Below are 18,003 nucleotides of genomic sequence, written 5' to 3'. Positions count from 1 at the left end.
CCCTTCTTGATAAATTTTTTCTTTAAATAGGTTCACTTAGTGACAATTAATTTCCCGATCGTTTCACTACCCTTTACCCCAAATATTTATGGTACAGCACTCTCGCTTCCGAAACATCCTTCGTGCCGTGTACCAAAACTCTTCCGTCTTTAAAAATGACTAAGCGGTTAGCATTCACGGTATAGGAGAGAAGGTACGGGTTTCTCTGTACAGCTCCAGTTTGTTTCTCCAATATTTTTTCTAACGCTTCAAGGTCGCGCACCATTGGAACGGCGGGACGTATTTGAACCGAATCCCTTCCACAAAGGACCGCCGTTTTTGTTTGATTTTCAAAGGATAAATAAGGGTACGAGCGCTGCGGCCCGCAAGAAGGACAATCCATCTTTTTCAACTTATCTACTTGAATGGCGCTATATTGATTTTTCCATAAATCAAAGGAAACGAGCTTGTTTCTTAATGAGTCCACATCTCCGACCAAGATTTTCAATGCTTCACTTATTTGGAACGAGACAACCATGTTTACGGCTGGACTAATTATTCCGGCCGTGTCACAGGTTAACCCTCCCAAAGGAACTGTTTCAAGCAAACAAGAAAGGCAAGGCGTTTTTCCAGGAATGATTGTGTAGGAAATGCCGTAGCTGCCCACACAAGCACCGTAAATCCAGGGAACTCCGGCTTTTTGCGAGACATCATTTATCATCATTCTTGTTTCAAAATTATCCGTTGCATCCATCATCAGATCTGCTTCTTTTGCCCAGTCTTCAAGCTCTAGGGCTGAAGCATCTGCAATGATGGCCTCAATGTTCACAGATGAGTTTATCGCTGTTAACCGATTTTTGGCCGCGATCACTTTTGGAATTCGATTTTTCGCATCTTCCTCTGTAAATAACTGCTGCCGCTGTAAATTGGACCACTCGACATAATCACGATCCACGATGGTGATTTTGCCGATGCCAGCCCGGACGAGTGCTTCGGCACTTGCAGATCCAAGTGCTCCAACTCCAATGATGAGTACGTGTTTATTGGAAATTTGCTGCTGGCCGTCTTTTCCTATCGGCGGAAACAACTCTTGCCTAGAGTATCGATTATTCACCCGATACTCATTCCTTCCTTAGGGCTGCTGGCTGTCGCATATCGCTTTTTCTCGATTCTGCCCGCTTCATAACCAAGCCTTCCCGCTTCAATCGCCAATTTCATCGCTTTTGCCATTTTAACCGGATCCTTTGCTGCTGAAACTGCGGTATTTAATAACACACCGTCTGCTCCTAGCTCCATCGCATAAGCGGCATCGCCTGGTGAGCCGATTCCCGCATCGACAATCACTGGTACAACGGCTTGTTCGATAATAAACTGGAGGTTTACCGGATTGATAATACCCTGCCCAGATCCTATTGGCGACGCCCCTGGCATGACAGCATGGCAGCCTGCTTCTTGAAGTTTCCGGGCTAGCACCACATCGTCAGAGGTATAAGGGAGTACAATAAAGCCTTCCTTCACCAATTCTTCGGTGGCCTTTAGCGTTTCAATCGGGTCAGGAAGTAACGTTTTATCACAGCCGATCACTTCCACTTTAATCATGTCGCATAAGCCTGATGCTTTCGCTAACTTAGCGATTCGGACAGCCTCTGCAGCTGTTTTCGCTCCTGCAGTGTTTGGCAGCAGCGTATATTTATTGGTATCTAGCTGCTCTAAAAAATTCGGCTGGCTGACTTCAAAAATATTCATCCGTCTTACTGCAAATGTAAGGATTTCTGCTTCGGACACTTCGACCGCCTGCTTTTGGATGTCAAAGCTTGGATACTTCCCTGTCCCAAGCAATAAACGAGATTGGAAGGATAATGGACCAATTTTTAACATATCAACCGCCTCCTACAAAATGGACTATTTCAATTCGGTCTTTATCTGCTAGTCTAGTACTTTGGTGTTCCAGCTTGGTTAAAATTTCACCGTTTACTTCGACCACAACGACTTTATCATGGATTTCAAAATGCTGAAGAACATCTGAAACAAATACCATACTGTCTGATAATTGGGTCCATTCGCCATTTAAGAATACCTTCATGGTTTACCTCCTACCAACATATTTCTGTCGAGCCTGAAAGCTGATAGCAGATTCTCATCTTTCAGGCTGCCTTCGATTAATTCAGCCACTAGTTTCCCTGTAATCGGGCTAAGTAGAATCCCATTGCGGAAATGCCCTGCTGCCACAAACAAATTCTTCCACCTCGGATGCGCGCCAATGTAAGGCAGTCCATCACCTGTCTGTGGCCGAATTCCAGCCCACACCCGCTCCCACGCTGCCTCTTTAATTTGCGGTATGATTTGGGTTGCTCTTTCCAGTAAAGTGGCAATTCCTTTTGCTGTTACCTTTTTATCGAATGTATGTTCAATCATTGTCGCACCAATATAAATTTCTCCATTCTTTTTTGGTACAAGATAGCAGCGTTTGTCTGAAAAAATGGTTCTATTGATAATTGGCCTTTCTGTTTTAACGGAAAAGCATTCACCTTTAACAGGATACATGTTCATCTCTAAACCAGATTCACGCATTAATTGGGCCGCCCAAGCACCGGCCGCAACAACAAAGTTATCACTAAGGATGGTTCCGTTCGTGGTTTGCACCCCTATCACCTGACCGTTTTGATAAAGAAAAGATAGCACTTCGGTGTTTTCAAGTATTTTAGCACCAAAATGGACCGCCGCTTTTGCGAACGCCTGCGTTAACTTTGCAGGCTGTACATGCCCGTCGTTCGGGAGATACATCGCTCCAGGTACGCTTGGTGAAAGTGACGGTTCCATTTCTCGTAATTCCTTCGCATCCAGCCATTTTATGGTAGGATCCCATTTCTTTTGAAAGGTGACCTGTCTTATTACTTCTTCTGCCATGTCTTCGGTTTCTGCAATTTTTAACATCCCTTTATTGACAAACTCGATGTCCACACCAGTAGTTTCCAATAATTCATTAGCGAGAGCCGAAAACATTGCTTGACTTTTTATCGCCAACTGAAATAATGGACCGTCATATTCAAGTTCAGCTTGCGCAGCCAGCATTCCGGCGGCAGCACTTGATGCTTGGCAGCCGATTTGTTCTTTCTCAATAATGATGACTTTTCTTCCTAGCTTTGATAACTGATAGGCAATCGAGGCTCCATTAACACCACCTCCAATTATGGCAACATCAAATGTATGATCCATATTTCCCACCTCCATCTCTAAATGCATGTATGTAAGACTTTACGGCTAATAAGGGGTCCCGGGCATCTAAAACACCTGACATGACAGCGATACCCGATGCCCCTGCCTGTAGGACCTCTTCCGTATTCTCCGGCGTTATCCCGCCAATGGCAATCACCGGAATGTTCAGCTGTGACAGCCGTGTTAATTCCTCTAGCCCTTTTGGGGTCTTTCCTGGTTTTGATTGCGAAGGGAAGACATGACCGTATAGAACGAAATCAGCTCCTTTCTCCTTTGCATTTTGTCCTTCTTCATAGGAGTGAATGGAAGTCCCGACCCTAAGTTGAGGAAAATGCACCTTTACACAGGCTGTATCTAAACTATGATAGGCTAATTGAACACCAAGGGCCTTTGCCACGATTGCAACATCTACCCGATCGTTAATCACGATTTTTGATGGAGGGACGTTTTCATTTGTTAAAAGTTCGACTGCTTGAAAAAGTTCCTTTGCTGATTTTTGTTTTTCCCGCAAGTGTAGCGCAGTTACAAATGGATGAATATCCTTCGCTATTTCAGCCAATCGGTGGATCGACATTTTACCATTGGATATAAGATGCAACTCTTTTTCTTTTAGACTAGTAAAAATACAACTCCCCCCCTTTGAATGGATTTCGCTGGTCTAAGGAAGCGCAAAACAAGCAATACAAAAAGCCACTTCCTTTTGTAAGAAAGTGGCCGAAATTTAGAAATAAAAATTTTGCTCTCCAAAAATCCCGTTGTCCACTTCCCTACGCTGGCATTAACCAGATCAGGTTCATAGAGTCCCGAAGTCACACTTCAATCTCAGCCTTTTCAAAAAGGCACCTCTAGCGGATTTGATTCATATTCATTTAAAAAGATTACCTTATATGGATATATGGTAACATTTTATTCTAAAAAGTCAAACATTTCAAACTTAATATTTGCTCGTACATTTCATCAAATTGCTTTGAAATATTTCTTATTTACACCTATTTTGAGGCACGAGAACCGTCCCTATGCCTCAAACTTTATGCTATAATCTCATTATAATAGTGGAAAGCAGGCTGTGTATGGATAAAAAAGTTGGCCAATTTCTAATTGAGAATGAACAAAAGTTTATACATTTTTGGGAAGAGCAAATTATTATCCATCATTACCGGGATAAACCAGAGCTAATATTAAAGAACGGTCATTTAATGTACCATCTCATAACAAATTCTATGTTAAATGGATTCTCGGAAGAAGATGTTAAATTATTGGCGCACAAAGTAGCCCTGGAACGGGTCGAGGCCAATATCAATATTGGGGAGTTTGTTTATAATGTTAATCTGGGTAGGAGTATTATTATTAAATACCTAAACCTTTCCGGACTCATGCCTGAAGATTTCCAGACAATTATTGACTTGGTCAATAAACAGTTCGATTTATTCTGTTTCTATGCTGTTTCTAAGTACACCGAAATCAAAGATAAGAAACTACAAGAACAAAATTTATTTATTTCCCAAACACATAAGGACCGGTTGGCGATTCTTGGACAAATGTCTTCTAGCTTTGTTCATGAATTTCGCAACCCGCTCACTTCCGTTATGGGCTTTATAAAACTATTAAAGCACGAGCATCCTAATCTACCATATTTAGATGTCGTCAGCCAAGAATTAGATCAACTTAAGTTCAGAATTACTCAGTTCCTTCATACATCAAAACTGAACACGCTGGCAGAAAGCCAGAATGAAGACATTACCATCCATTTATTAATAGAAGAAGTGCTTGATTTCCTATATCCAAGCATCGTCGATGGCAATGTCCAAATTCATACAAATATCGATGCTGATATTTGTATTACTGGCGATCGGAATGAGTTAAAACAAGTTTTTCTAAACCTATTAATAAATGCAGTTGACGCTGTGTGTGAAGAAGAAAATCTGCGAAAAATTGATATTCAAACAAATATAGAAGATTACCAAATCAAAATTCGTATTTCTAATAATGGCCCCACTATCGATCTTGAAGCAGTACAATTAATTTTCGAACCCTTCTTCACTACTAAGAAACTAGGCACAGGTATCGGCTTATTCGTTTGTAAGAATATTGTTGAGAAACATCACGGTGAAATAGAATGTATATCAGATAATCACTTAACTACCTTTCAACTTACATTTCCTATTAAACAGAATTAGAATTAAAAAGTACCGCAAAAACGGTGCATTTTTTAATTAATAGTTTTCAAATTGTAATAACTACCTTACCTTGAGCATGCCCTTGTTCAAAATACTTGAATGCTTCCTGAATTTCACTTAATTTAAACCTTTTATCAATGACTGGTGTAATTTTTCCAGCTTCGATAAGCTCTTTTATGAAATTTAAATCACTTTGGTTCTGCCTCTGTAAAAAGCTGCCCATTTTTTTATTTCCAAAGAGGGAGAACCAAGGCCCCAGCGTCATTGCTTGAAACATTTGAGCCCCTGAACCTCCTACATGAACGAAAATTCCATTATTCGTTAAGGCCTGTTTATAATCAGTAATCGGATGATGTCCGTTCACCCCAAGAATCAGATCATATTTTGTCATTTTTTTAGTAAAATCCTCTTTTGTATAATCAATCACATGATCAGCACCGAGTGACTGCAAAATATCTATATTTCTTGTGCTGCAAACCCCCGTTACCTCTGCACCAAAGGACTTGGCAATCTGAACGGCGAAAGTCCCTACACCGCCAGACGCCCCATTGACTAAAACCTTTTGTCCTGCTTGAATCTTACCCTTATCGCGCATGCTTTGTAAGGCTGTGACCGCTGCCATTGGTACCGCCGCGGCTTCCTCAAATGACAGTTTTTCCGGCTTTAACGCTAATGCTTTTTCTGGAACAGATACATATTCAGCAAAACCGCCCCAACCACAGGCGGATAGGTCTCCAAACACCTCTTGTCCTGGTTGAAACTGGGTAACATCTTTGCCTACTGCCTCAACCTGGCCTGCTATGTCGCCTCCGGGTATGGAGTATTTTGGTTTTAGCAGACCAAAAGCAAAGCGTGCTAAGAACGGTTCACCTTTTAAAAGAACTAGATTGCCAAAATTCAAAGATGCTGCGTGGACCTTTACTAGTACCTGATCATCTTTAGGCATAGGTTTTTCTACCTCTCCTAAAATAAGAACATCGGGAGTACCGTACTTTGTGGACACAACTGCTTTCATTCCCACACCTCAATTCCGTTATCTTCATGCATATGACTTGTGCAGTTTAGATTAGACCAAAAGTCATAACAAGTGACGAATCCTTTGTCTTAAAAGGTTTGCTTCTGTATACTCAAAACCATAGCAGTATTTGTTCAAGGAACGCCTTGTTGTTAAGCTTTCGCTTAGATACTAAGAGCCAAGGAGTGATAATGTGATAAATCTTGTTTACGAGAAATTGGAAGCCGCCCTTCTGGATTGGGAAATGATGAAGAACGCTCTAGAGGATGAAAGTGAAGAATGTGCCGAACGGTTTGAAAGGCATTTTTATGAGTTTATTGACGAATTAAAGATTTGGTTTCAGCAATTGGACCAACCGCCAGCCACTATCAATGATGCAGAAAATCTTCCTGAAATCAGTGATATAATCGAGCGTTTACCGGCACCGCTTCAACTCAACTTTTTAACAGAATTGGAGTTAATTGTGGAAGGAGAAGACCAAGTCCGCTACGATTAATCCCCACCAAAATTCACAAGTGGTGACGCACGGGGACGGTTCTCATGGTTTGGAAGCATGAGAACCGTCCCCATGGTTTATTTTAGCTGAACTCGCTTTCGTTCCGGATTTCCTTTTAATATCATACATGTACTAGTAGAATGCCCTACTAGACTTCCTTTTTCGTCATATACATGACATTCCAGCAATCCCACTGTAGAGCCTTTCTTAATGAGTTTCCCCTCTGCTCTAAGCTTCGCTTTAAAAATCGGTTTAAGGAAATTAAATTTAATTTCAACTGTCGTAAACAGTTCGTCGTCTGAGAGCGTTGTGACAAAAGCATATCCCATCGCAGCATCCGCAATGTCACACAGAATCCCGCCGTGCAGCGTCCCCATTGGGTTATGTAACCGATCAGAAACTTCCATTTCAATCACAACTCTGCCTTCCTCCACCTCTACCACTTGAAACCCAAGTACTTCCGCTACTGGTGCAATAGGTACTTCACCTGTCATCATTTTCTTCATACCTTCTAAGCGACTCATACTATTCACCTTCCAAATATAATTTTAAAAATTTAATTCTATTAAACTTGAATATTGATTTCTCCTTTATGGGCTCGCTTTCCATACCAAAATAGGATTGAGATCGATCCCAGAAGAACGACTATTAACAGCAAATAAATGTGCTGAAATGAGGAAATGAAAGGTATTTTCGCTTGCCAGCTGATTAATACGCCACAAATTGCGACTGCTAATGACCCTCCAAAGAATTGGCTGAGTTGACTTAACCCCATACCAGAACCAATCTGATCCTTGGCTAAAATGCGAGATACCTCATTGGATAAAGCAGATATTATCGTCGAAAGAGCCGGAGCGAATATGATATAACCAAACATTATGATGTATGGCGATACTTGTACCAGCAATGTCATCATAATGATACTTGCAGCCATAAGAAAATGCCCGATTATGAGGAAGCGGTAGTTACCATACTGGTCAATCCATCTTCCGACCCGCCTTATCATAAGGGCGGATAATAACGATCCTGGACACATCATCAACCCTACAGCTCCTGCAGGCATATGAAACCCATCCGCTAACAATAAAGGCAGCATAAAGAGCATCGACATATTCAGAATAAAAGCACAAAAACTAACAACCAAAAGTTTGCGGTAACCATGATGATGAAACAAGTTGGGGAGTACAAATGGATTTTTTGCTTTGCGTAAGTGCCAAATGTTCGCTACAAGTGCACCGAAGCTAAGGAGCAGGAACCATATGGATAATTGCATGACGCTTATCAATATTGATACCACGGCAATGGCGGTAAGGGCGGCACCAGGGATATCAAAGCTGAATTCTGTATGGATTTCTTGTGGCAGCAGCCTCCACAGGACCGGAACCAATGGTATGACCAGACTGGTGATTAGAAACAGTCCATTCCAGCCCATAAACTGTGTAATCACGCCACCAATTACGGGTCCTAACGCAAACGCCAAGGACGACCCTGAGGCGATAATGGTAATGGCCCGTCCACGGCGCTCGAATGGCACGTAACGGCTTGCAAGAACAATACCTAATCCCGGCACGGCACCGGCACCACTTGCCTGAACCAACCGGGCAGCCAATAGAATCGCGAAGCTATGTGTGAAAAACCCCATTAGGGATGCTGCCCCAAGCAGGGTCAAACCAACAAACAACAGCTTCCGGATAGACACATAATCGGATAATCGACTGAAGATGACAGTTGACAACGCAAACACAATGGAATACCCCGAAACAATCCAGGAACCCTCACCAGCTGTTATGTGTAGCTGGTGTATGATGGTTGGGAGGGCAACGTTAAACATGGTTGTGTTCATAAGCACCAAAAACGAGCCAATTGCCCATATTGGTATAATAATTCTATCGTTCAAGTTGTCACCATCCTTTGCTCATAGTCTTTTTTCTACATTACTTATTCTTGATGCCTATGTCATAAAGTATTTTTTTAAATTGTTGAATCTCCATATCATTTAGATCAGACATCACTTCCTCATTCATCTCTTCCATCTTCTGACATAATGGAACCTCCATCGACCTCCCTTTCTCTGTCAGAAAAACTAGCTTGTTTCGCCGATCATTCGGATCAACACGTCGGTCAATAAACCCGTTTTGTTCCAAGCGGTCGATAATCCCTGTTATGGTCGCACTGTCTAGCAGAAGTCGTTCAGCTAATTCAAAACTAAATTGTCCATCCTTTCTCCACAGCTGACGAAGCAGTGCATATTGAACTGGTGTCACACCGTACGGGGATAATTTGGATTTACTTACTTGATTCACCTTTTGCAATGCTTTTCCAAGTAGAAAATGAACACAGATATCAGCTTTTTCCATAATTCACCACCACTATTATTCAAATTTTCTGATTAGTAAGAATATAACATATCCAAATTCATTTGTATACAAGTGATTTGTATGCAAATGATTTGGGTAACGAAAAAACCAACTCTTACCGATGGAGTTGGTCGATATTTCCGGCTATATTTGATCAATTCTTACACAAGAAATACCTCGGCTTGAGACCTCTTTAAAAACAGCTTTTAATGCATGAATGGTATTCACGGGAGCCTCTTCATCCGCACCAATGGTTTTTCCACAATCATGCAAAAGGATGACGTCACCATTTTTCATTCCATGTAAAAGCCTTTTTTCCACTTTCTCACTGCCGCCCTTACTGCGCCAATCCTCTGCCATCAACGACCATAGAATGATTTTATATCGTTTCAAAAGAAAAAAATCAAATACATTTAACAATCCCCACGGCGGACGATAATAGATCGGCCGTTCTCCCGTAATTCTTTCAATGACGGAAGCACTCTTGTCTAACTGACGCCGAACCATCCATGGATCCATGATCCAGTTAGACTTATGAATGTAATTATGAATGCCAATTAAATGTCCCTCTGCTTGCATTCTTTCGATTAACTCCGGGTATTGTTCCGCTTTCGATGCCACGACAAAAAAAGTTGCTTTTATATTATTTATTTTTAACAAGTCCAAGAGCTGTGGGGTATAAATCGGATTCGGACCGTCGTCAAAGGTAAAGGCAATTTTTTCTGAGGCATATTTCCGTTTTAACACACCAATCCCAAATCCCGCCGTTAGAACATAAGGAATTAACCAATATATAAAAAGAAAACTACAAATGAGAAGAACGATGTTAAACATCCTTCAATCGCCCCTTCTAATCCAACTTTCTTTTAAAAACCAAACTTAACACAGATGATAAAATAAACAGTGTGCCACCAAGGATAAACGGCATCAATTTTCCAAATCGCAGCCCTGCAAATAGGCTGCTTACCGAAATGGTATAGGGCAATATCCCCAAGGCTGTTGTCCAGATAAAAGCCCGTTTGTCTACTCCTAATATACCTGCCGCATAGTTAATAAAATGATACGGCACCAATGGGACAAAACGGATGAACAAAAGTCCAGCATCCCCTCGTCTTTGCAGCCAGTGATCTATTTTCTCCAGGTAAGGCTTGGCCAAAGGTTCAATGATTGGCCGGGCAATCCAATTAGATAAATAATAGGCAAGGACTGCCCCAGCGATTCCGCCAATCCAGGAATACAAACCTCCCGCAACGGGTCCGTATATTTCAATCAGAAAAAGCGAAACGAATTCACCGGGTGCCGGTATGACATTGACAACTGTTTGAATCATAATCCCCAGGATGATTCCGAAAAACCCTAGATGGCGGATAGATTCCAGCCATTCTTTTGCCGTTCCTGTATGAAGGAAATATAAATAAAGTCCGGTTAGTAGTAAAAAGATCAACAAGCTTCCAAATGATAGTAAACGAGCCATTGGATTTTTTATGTTGGATGATTCTTTCATTACATTCTCCATGTTTCACCTTCTTAGCAGCTAATCAACCCAATAGATAGATTAGATTCTGCAGGCTGCTATTGTTTTCTTTTGTTTTCTTAATCACTTCGGCTGATGCAAACGCAGATTCTTTCGGATGAAATCGTTTTGAATTCTCGCTCATCTGTTGAAGCAGGTCGTGATTGCTTAGTAATTTTGACAAATGCTTGCTTAAATCACGGTCCGTTTTAGCTTGAACTGCCACCCCTGCTTGAACTAAAAATCTGGCGTTATCCTGTTCTTGACCGGGGATTGGTTTATACAGAAGCATCGGTAATTCCATTGCAATGGCTTCAAACGTTGTGACTCCACCCGGCTTTGTAATCATTAAATCGGAAATAGCCATTAACTCATGAACGTAGTTAATATAACCAGTGAGATGGATACGATGCTTGGAATTCTTCAGTTTTTCCTTTAATTGCAAACGAAGCTTGTCGTTATGCCCACAAACAATGATTAATTGTACCGGATTCGGTAATGCATCAATCTCCTGTATGGTGGAATTTCCATCACCAATCATCCCGCAGCCGCCGCCCATGACTAATACTGTAGGAAGGTGCTGATCTAAATCATATTTTCGAAAAATTCCCTCCTGTTCGATGAACTGAGAAAATTGCTGCCGAATCGGAATTCCCGTATCGGCGATGCGATTTTCTTCAACTCCTAAACCAACCAGAGAATCACGGACCAGCTTAGAGCCAACAATATATTGATCCGTATAAGGATAAATCCAGCAGCTATGATTGGTATGGTCTGTAATAGCTGTGACGTTTGGAATATCAATTAAACCGAAGGATTTCAACTTGGACATCACTGCCGCTGCCAAAGGAAACGTACTGACTACAACAGTCGGTTTCACTTCCTCCATCAATGCTAACATCCGCCCAAGTCCGGTAGAGAAAATCGACTTCATCATTTTAGAAAAAGTGTTTGCCTTGCGTGTTTTTTGATAAATAAAACCATACAGCTGCGGGAATTTTTTCACACCTTGGAGGTAGAGAAACCTGCTCACTTGATTAGAATAAGGATGAACCCATTCCATAAAGTCAACAATCACCGGTTCTAAATCCGGATATCGAATCGCTATCGCTTCATGAAGCGCTTGAGCTACTTTAATATGTCCATCACCATAATTACCAGTTAATATTAAAATTTTATCTTTCATTCATCTCCACTCCTTTATATTGTTGAAGTGTTTTTGTTCTATAGGTCCAGGTGCCCAAATAAATCAGCTGGCCATCACACCAATAATGTTACAAAAAACTTCTTAAGGAAAAATGCGATTCCTTCTGAAGATTTTCTTAAGATATAAAGTACAACTTCAGAAATTCTTCAGAATTTCCATTGTTTTTTCTTAAGGGGAATGGAGTAAACTTTAGGAAGTTAGAAAGGAGAGGTTTACATGGCCCAAGAAACCATTCTCGTTATTGATGATGAAAAGGAAATTCGTGATTTAATCGGGATTTATCTTACGAATGAAGGTTATACCGTTTTAAAAGCAGCGGATGGGATCGAGGGATTACAGTACCTCGAGGAGAACAATGTTCATTTGGTTGTATTGGATATCATGATGCCGCGGCTGGATGGAATTCATGCCTGCATGAAAATAAGAGAAAGCAGAAATGTTCCGATCATAATGTTATCTGCGAAATCGCAGGATATGGATAAGATCATGGGGTTAACTACCGGAGCGGATGACTATGTCACAAAACCGTTTCAGCCTTTGGAATTAGTCGCAAGAATCAAGTCGCAGCTTCGTCGTTATCTTCGGTTAAATCAAACGGACGGAAGCCCACAAGCAACTACAGTCCAACAGCAGGATGTCATTTCGATTGATGAGCTAGTCATTAATATTCCAACACACGAGGTTAAAGTGGATGGGAAAGACATAAAGCTAACACCAAGGGAATTTGCCATTCTAGAGCTGTTGGCCCGCAATCCTGGAGTCGTGTTTAGTACCGAAAAAATCTATGAACAGGTATGGAATGAGCCGTTTTATGAATCGGAAAACACCGTCATGGTTCATATTCGAAATTTGCGCGAGAAACTGGAAAATAACCCGCGGAAACCACGGTATATTAAAACGGTTTGGGGGGTGGGCTATAAAATTGAACAATAAGAACCAGTCCCCTTCCTCGTATCGAAAAGGCAGTCATTCTGGAAAACTTGTCCATTTAGTAAAGACAAGCATTCGCATTCAGTTGATCATGGCATTTGCCTTTTGTTCGCTTGTTTCCTTATTTGTCGGTTTTGCCACAAGCCCCTTCTTTGTTAGCGAGGACCGTAGGCTCGATTTTACCGAAGGGGTTGTCACTATTGAGGAAAGTGCACGTGATTTGGTGAAACAATTCAACCAAATGAACCAGGATATCAACGAACTCGTAAGGGAATTAGGGGATCAAGATCCTGATTTTAAAAGTCAATTTCTTCAGCCTGCACCGCCTTCTGTGAAAGAAGAAAACGACTGGTTAATCGTCCCTTACAATGGGAAAGCTTTCTATCAAATAACCAAGAATGAATTAATCCAATATTTAATTAACACACTAAAGCAACAAAACAATCTCAAAGTATTGATTACGGATTCGGATGGTAAGGTTGTGTATAAATCAGCAGGAGCACATGATACTCAAGTAAATCTGTCCGAAGAAATGAAAAGTGCCAAAAAGACTCTTGGTGAAAAGATGCATGATGAGCAGCCCATTATTACAAGAATGTATCCAATTACCAATGCTGGCGGGAAAGGCTATTTAATTGTAAGCGGCGTCCCTAAAGCCACATCTGTTTATGAAAAAGAAACGGGAGTTACTCCATATTTGCTTGGACTTATCGCGTTTATTCTCTGTTATTATTTCATAACCAAACGAAAGATGAGGGAAATAGAGGAGATTGCGCTAGGTTTAACGGAAATCGCCAAGGGAAATTTACATTATCGGATACGGGAGAAAAGTCAAGATGAAGTAGGTTCGCTTGCAACCAACATTAATTACATGGCTTTTGAATTAACCGAAATGATGGAAAGGCAAAGACATACTGAAAAATTAAAGGATGAGCTGATCACCAATGTTTCCCATGATTTACGTACACCCCTAACTTCGATCATGGGCTATATGAGACTAGTAAAAGATCATCATTATATAAACCAGGCACAATTGGATGAATACGTTGATATCGCATATGGAAAATCAGAGCAATTAAAGAATTTAATCGAGAATTTATTCGATTTTACCCGTCTAACGTATGAAGGTATCCAGCTCAAAAGAGAAAAGGTTAGCCTAAACCAGATGCTCAGACAGCTAATGGATGAACTTGACCCGATCACTAAAGATCACGATGTCATGTTTAGCAGCACTCTCCCAAAAGAACCGATCCTGATGGAGGTCGATCCGAATCAAATGGTACGCGCGTTGGAAAATGTGTTAACGAATGCCATCAAATATAGCACCCCTCCTGGAAAAATTCATGTTCATTTGGTCAAAAATGAACGTTCTGTTCAGATTTCTGTTTCAAATCCATGTGATTCCCTTTCTGAGGAGGAGGTTGCTAGATTATTTGATCGTTTCTACCGGGTGGATCCCTCACGTTCCTCCAACAAGTCTGGGGCTGGATTAGGCTTAGCGATCACAAAAAGTATCATTGAATTGCATCAAGGAACCATTCGTGTTGAATATAAAAATCAAGTCATTCAAATTATCATCGAATTGCCTCTTGATGAGGAACATGAATAATGAAAGGATCGTTAATTGGGAACGGTCCTTTTTTATTGGCTTTTGAATTTACGTATTAAACAAAAAAGACTGCCGACTTAGTCGACAGCCCCGAAAATCCTTATAGTACAATCTTAATCTTCTTTATTTTTCCCTTTGCCATGCCCTTTTCCGTTCCCATTTCCTTTTTCCTTTTTCCATTCGTCCTTTTTATGCTTCTCTTTTCCATTTTTCCAGCCGTTTTCGAGTTCTGGCTTTTCTTTTTCAATCGGTTTCGGAGGTACTTCGGCGGAAGCGATACCTTTAATATACAGTTCGTTATTGACCTCATATACGCTGTTAGGCTGCTGGAAATTCGATGAATCCGTTCCAAATGATTGGATCATCGCTTTAAACATATATTGGGCAATTTTCGTCGTATTTCCAGCCTGATAGTTGCCAGGACCGTTTTGGGCATATCCGGTCCAGACTGCCATGGTGTATTGTGGTGTATATCCCGCGAACCAGCTGTCATTTGTCGCATTGTTTGGATATCCGTATTTCGCACGCGTCTGGGCATCAAAATTGGTTGTTCCTGTTTTTCCCGCAACATCCAAACCAGAGATATTGGCTGCTGTACCTGTTCCGGCATCGACGACAGTCCGTAACATATCCGTCACCATATAGGCCGTGTAATCCTGCATCACTCGCTTTGGTTTCTCGGCGAAATTTACCGTTGTGCCATCTGCCAAGACAACCTTTTGGACAAAATGCGGTTTATTGTAGATTCCGCCGTTTCCAAAGGCGCTGTAGGCACCTGCCATTGCTAGAGGGCTGACGGTATTGCTTCCGATTGCATAAGACTCATAGACTTGATTATTTTTAAATGTAATGCCAAGTTGTTCCGCAAAGTTCTTTGCTTTATCAAGTCCAACCTCTCGAAGTGTGAGAAGGGCTGGGATATTATAAGAGTTTTGCAGCGCGGAGCGGATAGTCAGCATTCCATGATATTGATGGTCCCAGTTAGAAATCTGCTGGCCGGTTGAATAGGTTGTCGGCTGGTCATTGATTAAATGGGCCGTAGACCACTTTAAATTTTCAATTGCAGGACCGTAATCCATAATCGGCTTAAAGGTGGAACCCGGCTGTCGATTAATGTCAACAGCCAAATTGTGGCCAAGAAAGTCGGCTTGGTAGTCGTTTCGGCCGCTGCCAATCGCCATGACTTCCCCCGTTTTTGTATTCATAAAAACGAACGCCCCCTGATACTTCTCATCCGGGTAAGCAATGATTTCATTCGTGTTCATCATTTTGTCGGCATAATCCTGTGCTTTCGGGTCTAGTGTCGTATAAATCGTTAACCCATCGGCACTGACGTCTACATCCTTAAGCTTTCCTTTGATCTCTTTTACCACTGCATCCAAAAATGCTTCATACGGCATTCCTTGCTGCTCACTTTTTGGTATAAGCCCTTCTGTAACTGGAACTTTTGAAGCTTCATCCATCTGTTTTTCCGTAATATAGCCATGCCGAAGCATCAAGCTTAAGACTAGATTTCGGCGGTCGGTAGCAGCTTCTTTGTTTTCCTGCTTGGTTGGGTCGTAATTATTGGGACTCTGCGGCAGTCCGGCTAGCATGGCCGCCTGGGCGAGAGTTAACTTTTTCAATTCGTTTGGCTCTAACCCGTAGTAGTTCTTTGCTGCGGCAGCCACTCCGTATGAGCGGTTGCCCAGGTAGATTTTGTTCAAATACATCATTAAGATTTCGTGCTTGGAATACTTATTCTCCAGCTGATACGCCAAATCCCATTCCTGCACCTTCCGTTTCAATGTTTTTTCGGGTGTCAAAAATGAGTTTTTAATGACCTGCTGCGTAATCGTACTCCCGCCCTGAGATCCGAAATCACCGGTTACATTGACAAAAATGGCTTTGGCCGTCCTTTTGATGTCAATGCCATGATGGTCATAAAAGCGGGAATCCTCCGTGGCAATGAACGCATTTTCCAGCACCTCCGGAATTTGCTCATACGAGATTTTTGTCCGCTTTTCTTTCCCGTATTCATAAATGAAGTTTCCATCTTTATCATAAAATTTCGTTGATAGAGGGTCGATTAATTTGGAGGCATCCAGTTCAGGTGTACCCTTCACCATCGATGCGAACGTGATTGCCCCTGCCCCGGTTGAAACAAGCCCTATTACCAAACAGACAATAAGCACTTTTCTTAACAACGACCCTTTTACGGGCAATTTTTTGCTTATTTGGCGGCTTTCCCTTGTGTTCTCCGCTTTCCTTCGTTCCTCACGAGATTGATAGTTTTCTTCTGTCATAATTCTTCTCTCCGATGATGCATGGGGACGGTTCTTCTGCTTCAGCAGCAGAAGAACCGTCCCCATGTTTTTTTTTTACATATAAACATATTCGTAAGGAATGCTCTCTTTATGGGGGATTTCCACTAAATCATCGCAGGTATCAGCAGTGCCCCCAACAGCAGGGTAATAAAGGCGGCGAAAATCATCGCCAGGGATGAAAAGGTAGCTTCCTGCTCCCCATATTCCAGCGCCTTACTCGTTCCGGCACCATGTGCACTCATTCCAAGCGCTAGACCTTTGGCAATCGGCGTCTGAATTGATAACCATTTGATAACAGAAGGGCCGACAACACCGCCAATCACGCCGGTCAAGATGACGAACACGGTTGTTAACGTTGGCAGTCCGCCAATCTCTTTGGAAACTTCAATGGCAAAGGGCGTTGTAATGGACCTTGGAAGAATTGACGTCATAAAATCATATTTCAAATGAATGATTTTTGATAAAGCAAATGTTGAAAAAATCGCCACCAGCGAACCCGTAATGGTACTGATAATGATGGTTCCCAAATATTTTTTGACTATCGGAAGATGCTTATAAATCGGTACCGCGAACGCAACTGTAGCTGGCCCGAGCATATGTGTCAGCCACTTCGTTGCTTCCAAATATTGATTTGCGGACACATGCATGATTGAAATTAACACGATTAACAGAATTGGTGCAAGCAGTAAATGATGGAATAAAGGAAACGCCCATTTAGCATAGATTTTCTTGGATAACCGATAAATAAGGTAAGTTCCTACAATACAAATTACCATCATCATAGCTGCTCACTTCCTTTCCTTTTTGTTACTTTTTCTGCAATTAAGGCTGTCATTCCCATCACAATGATGGTGCTGACCCCAATCAATACGACGATTTCGGCCCCTTGAAAGCTGATAATTTCATCATAATTCACAATCCCTACTGCAGACGGTACGAAGAATAATAGCAGCTCTGCCAGCAGCCAATTTGCTCCTTTTTCAATCCATTCCAGCTTGATGATGTGAAGGCAAAGTGCCAAAAACAAAAGGAACAAGCCAAACATCGAAGCAGGTATCGGCAGTGGAACGATTTCTTTTAGTGCGGCTCCGAGAAATAAAAAGACATGTATGAATAATATCTGTAAAATAATAACCCCAATTTTCATCGTAAAAATCCTCTCCAAAAGAAGAAAAAGGAAATTCCTTCATGCTCCTTT

At 41.6% G+C, this 18,003-nt stretch carries 19 protein-coding genes and 1 riboswitch; of the genes, 4 read left to right on the top strand and 15 right to left on the bottom strand.

Going from position 1 to position 18,003, the window contains the following annotated elements; translation table 11 throughout:
* Window positions 1-73: 73 nt before the first annotated feature.
* From KHB02_RS02550 to tenI, 5 genes are read right to left on the bottom strand one after another with little or no spacing between them, the layout of a single operon-like run.
* Complete coding sequence (locus KHB02_RS02550; RefSeq protein WP_213145497.1) at window positions 74-1,093, bottom strand: thiazole biosynthesis adenylyltransferase ThiF; 1,020 nt, start codon at window positions 1,091-1,093, stop codon at window positions 74-76.
* On the bottom strand, window positions 1,090-1,857 hold the full coding sequence (locus KHB02_RS02545) for a thiazole synthase (RefSeq protein ID WP_213145496.1): 768 nt from the start codon (window positions 1,855-1,857) through the stop codon (window positions 1,090-1,092). The genes KHB02_RS02550 and KHB02_RS02545 overlap by 4 nt, the downstream gene beginning before the upstream one ends.
* Window position 1,858: 1 nt before the next feature.
* Complete coding sequence (gene thiS, locus KHB02_RS02540) at window positions 1,859-2,062, bottom strand: sulfur carrier protein ThiS (protein ID WP_213145495.1); 204 nt, start codon at window positions 2,060-2,062, stop codon at window positions 1,859-1,861.
* Window positions 2,059-3,195 carry a glycine oxidase ThiO gene (gene thiO, locus KHB02_RS02535; protein WP_213145494.1) on the bottom strand — a complete coding sequence of 379 codons (1,137 nt, stop codon included), beginning with the start codon at window positions 3,193-3,195 and terminating at the stop codon, window positions 2,059-2,061. Before thiO ends, thiS begins: the two co-directional genes overlap by 4 nt.
* Window positions 3,179-3,793 (bottom strand): thiazole tautomerase TenI, encoded by a 615-nt coding sequence (gene tenI, locus KHB02_RS02530; RefSeq protein WP_241113679.1) that lies wholly within the window; start codon window positions 3,791-3,793, stop codon window positions 3,179-3,181. Before tenI ends, thiO begins: the two co-directional genes overlap by 17 nt.
* Window positions 3,794-3,942: 149 nt before the next feature.
* Window positions 3,943-4,052, bottom strand: a riboswitch (TPP riboswitch).
* A 159-nt stretch (window positions 4,053-4,211) separates the two neighbouring features.
* Between tenI and KHB02_RS02525 the strand changes: the two genes are divergently transcribed.
* Entirely contained in the window at window positions 4,212-5,372 is a 1,161-nt protein-coding gene (locus tag KHB02_RS02525) for a histidine kinase N-terminal domain-containing protein (protein WP_241113678.1), read from the top strand.
* A 46-nt stretch (window positions 5,373-5,418) separates the two neighbouring features.
* On the opposite strand, the gene KHB02_RS02520 is transcribed toward KHB02_RS02525, so the two are convergent.
* On the bottom strand, window positions 5,419-6,387 hold the full coding sequence (locus tag KHB02_RS02520) for an NAD(P)-dependent alcohol dehydrogenase (protein WP_213145491.1): 969 nt from the start codon (window positions 6,385-6,387) through the stop codon (window positions 5,419-5,421).
* A gap of 193 nt (window positions 6,388-6,580) precedes the next feature.
* On the opposite strand from KHB02_RS02520, the gene KHB02_RS02515 reads away from it, so the two are divergent.
* Window positions 6,581-6,883: a hypothetical protein gene (locus KHB02_RS02515; RefSeq protein ID WP_213145490.1), complete on the top strand. Its 303-nt coding sequence runs from the start codon at window positions 6,581-6,583 to the stop codon at window positions 6,881-6,883.
* A gap of 77 nt (window positions 6,884-6,960) precedes the next feature.
* On the opposite strand, the gene KHB02_RS02510 is transcribed toward KHB02_RS02515, so the two are convergent.
* The 6 genes from KHB02_RS02510 to KHB02_RS02485 form a co-directional block, all read right to left on the bottom strand.
* Window positions 6,961-7,407, bottom strand: a complete 447-nt coding sequence (locus KHB02_RS02510; RefSeq protein ID WP_213145489.1) for a PaaI family thioesterase — start codon at window positions 7,405-7,407, stop codon at window positions 6,961-6,963.
* A gap of 41 nt (window positions 7,408-7,448) precedes the next feature.
* Window positions 7,449-8,780, bottom strand: coding sequence for an MFS transporter (locus KHB02_RS02505; RefSeq protein WP_241113677.1), 1,332 nt, complete (start codon window positions 8,778-8,780; stop codon window positions 7,449-7,451).
* 37 nt (window positions 8,781-8,817) lie between these two features.
* On the bottom strand, window positions 8,818-9,240 hold the full coding sequence (locus KHB02_RS02500; protein ID WP_213145488.1) for a MarR family winged helix-turn-helix transcriptional regulator: 423 nt from the start codon (window positions 9,238-9,240) through the stop codon (window positions 8,818-8,820).
* A 144-nt stretch (window positions 9,241-9,384) separates the two neighbouring features.
* Complete coding sequence (locus KHB02_RS02495; protein ID WP_213145487.1) at window positions 9,385-10,074, bottom strand: polysaccharide deacetylase family protein; 690 nt, start codon at window positions 10,072-10,074, stop codon at window positions 9,385-9,387.
* Window positions 10,075-10,090: 16 nt separating this feature from the next.
* Window positions 10,091-10,756, bottom strand: coding sequence for a TVP38/TMEM64 family protein (locus KHB02_RS02490; RefSeq protein ID WP_213145486.1), 666 nt, complete (start codon window positions 10,754-10,756; stop codon window positions 10,091-10,093).
* Window positions 10,757-10,778: 22 nt separating this feature from the next.
* Window positions 10,779-11,939, bottom strand: coding sequence for an MGDG synthase family glycosyltransferase (locus KHB02_RS02485; protein WP_241113676.1), 1,161 nt, complete (start codon window positions 11,937-11,939; stop codon window positions 10,779-10,781).
* A gap of 237 nt (window positions 11,940-12,176) precedes the next feature.
* On the opposite strand from KHB02_RS02485, the gene KHB02_RS02480 reads away from it, so the two are divergent.
* Both KHB02_RS02480 and KHB02_RS02475 read left to right on the top strand, forming a co-directional pair.
* Window positions 12,177-12,893, top strand: coding sequence for a response regulator transcription factor (locus KHB02_RS02480; protein WP_213145485.1), 717 nt, complete (start codon window positions 12,177-12,179; stop codon window positions 12,891-12,893).
* On the top strand, window positions 12,883-14,499 hold the full coding sequence (locus KHB02_RS02475; protein WP_213145484.1) for a HAMP domain-containing sensor histidine kinase: 1,617 nt from the start codon (window positions 12,883-12,885) through the stop codon (window positions 14,497-14,499). Before KHB02_RS02480 ends, KHB02_RS02475 begins: the two co-directional genes overlap by 11 nt.
* A 113-nt stretch (window positions 14,500-14,612) precedes the next feature.
* Here KHB02_RS02475 and KHB02_RS02470 read toward each other — a convergent pair whose 3' ends face one another.
* The 3 genes from KHB02_RS02470 to KHB02_RS02460 form a co-directional block, all read right to left on the bottom strand.
* Window positions 14,613-16,784: a transglycosylase domain-containing protein gene (locus KHB02_RS02470; protein ID WP_213145483.1), complete on the bottom strand. Its 2,172-nt coding sequence runs from the start codon at window positions 16,782-16,784 to the stop codon at window positions 14,613-14,615.
* A 125-nt stretch (window positions 16,785-16,909) separates the two neighbouring features.
* Window positions 16,910-17,587 (bottom strand): LrgB family protein, encoded by a 678-nt coding sequence (locus tag KHB02_RS02465; protein WP_213145482.1) that lies wholly within the window; start codon window positions 17,585-17,587, stop codon window positions 16,910-16,912.
* Entirely contained in the window at window positions 17,584-17,952 is a 369-nt protein-coding gene (locus KHB02_RS02460; protein ID WP_213145481.1) for a CidA/LrgA family protein, read from the bottom strand. The genes KHB02_RS02465 and KHB02_RS02460 overlap by 4 nt, the downstream gene beginning before the upstream one ends.
* Window positions 17,953-18,003: the final 51 nt, after the last annotated feature.

The sequence above is a fragment of the Neobacillus citreus genome (assembly GCF_018343545.2).
Lineage (GTDB): Bacteria > Bacillota > Bacilli > Bacillales > Cytobacillaceae > Neobacillus > Neobacillus citreus.
This window is presented reverse-complemented; position numbering and strand designations above follow the sequence as displayed.

What these genes read in the sequence shown, in the direction of transcription:
- KHB02_RS02525 (WP_241113678.1), top strand. Translation starts at nt 4,212, where the DNA reads ATGCCTCAAACTTTATGCTATAATCTCATTATAATAGTGGAAAGCAGG.
- KHB02_RS02470 (WP_213145483.1), bottom strand. Translation starts at nt 16,784, where the DNA reads ATGACAGAAGAAAACTATCAATCTCGTGAGGAACGAAGGAAAGCGGAG.
- KHB02_RS02490 (WP_213145486.1), bottom strand. Translation starts at nt 10,756, where the DNA reads ATGGAGAATGTAATGAAAGAATCATCCAACATAAAAAATCCAATGGCT.
- KHB02_RS02460 (WP_213145481.1), bottom strand. Translation starts at nt 17,952, where the DNA reads ATGAAAATTGGGGTTATTATTTTACAGATATTATTCATACATGTCTTT.
- KHB02_RS02485 (WP_241113676.1), bottom strand. Translation starts at nt 11,939, where the DNA reads ATGAAAGATAAAATTTTAATATTAACTGGTAATTATGGTGATGGACAT.
- KHB02_RS02520 (WP_213145491.1), bottom strand. Translation starts at nt 6,387, where the DNA reads ATGAAAGCAGTTGTGTCCACAAAGTACGGTACTCCCGATGTTCTTATT.
- KHB02_RS02510 (WP_213145489.1), bottom strand. Translation starts at nt 7,407, where the DNA reads ATGAGTCGCTTAGAAGGTATGAAGAAAATGATGACAGGTGAAGTACCT.
- thiS (WP_213145495.1), bottom strand. Translation starts at nt 2,062, where the DNA reads ATGAAGGTATTCTTAAATGGCGAATGGACCCAATTATCAGACAGTATG.
- KHB02_RS02480 (WP_213145485.1), top strand. Translation starts at nt 12,177, where the DNA reads ATGGCCCAAGAAACCATTCTCGTTATTGATGATGAAAAGGAAATTCGT.
- KHB02_RS02465 (WP_213145482.1), bottom strand. Translation starts at nt 17,587, where the DNA reads ATGATGATGGTAATTTGTATTGTAGGAACTTACCTTATTTATCGGTTA.
- KHB02_RS02495 (WP_213145487.1), bottom strand. Translation starts at nt 10,074, where the DNA reads ATGTTTAACATCGTTCTTCTCATTTGTAGTTTTCTTTTTATATATTGG.
- thiO (WP_213145494.1), bottom strand. Translation starts at nt 3,195, where the DNA reads ATGGATCATACATTTGATGTTGCCATAATTGGAGGTGGTGTTAATGGA.
- KHB02_RS02545 (WP_213145496.1), bottom strand. Translation starts at nt 1,857, where the DNA reads ATGTTAAAAATTGGTCCATTATCCTTCCAATCTCGTTTATTGCTTGGG.
- KHB02_RS02500 (WP_213145488.1), bottom strand. Translation starts at nt 9,240, where the DNA reads ATGGAAAAAGCTGATATCTGTGTTCATTTTCTACTTGGAAAAGCATTG.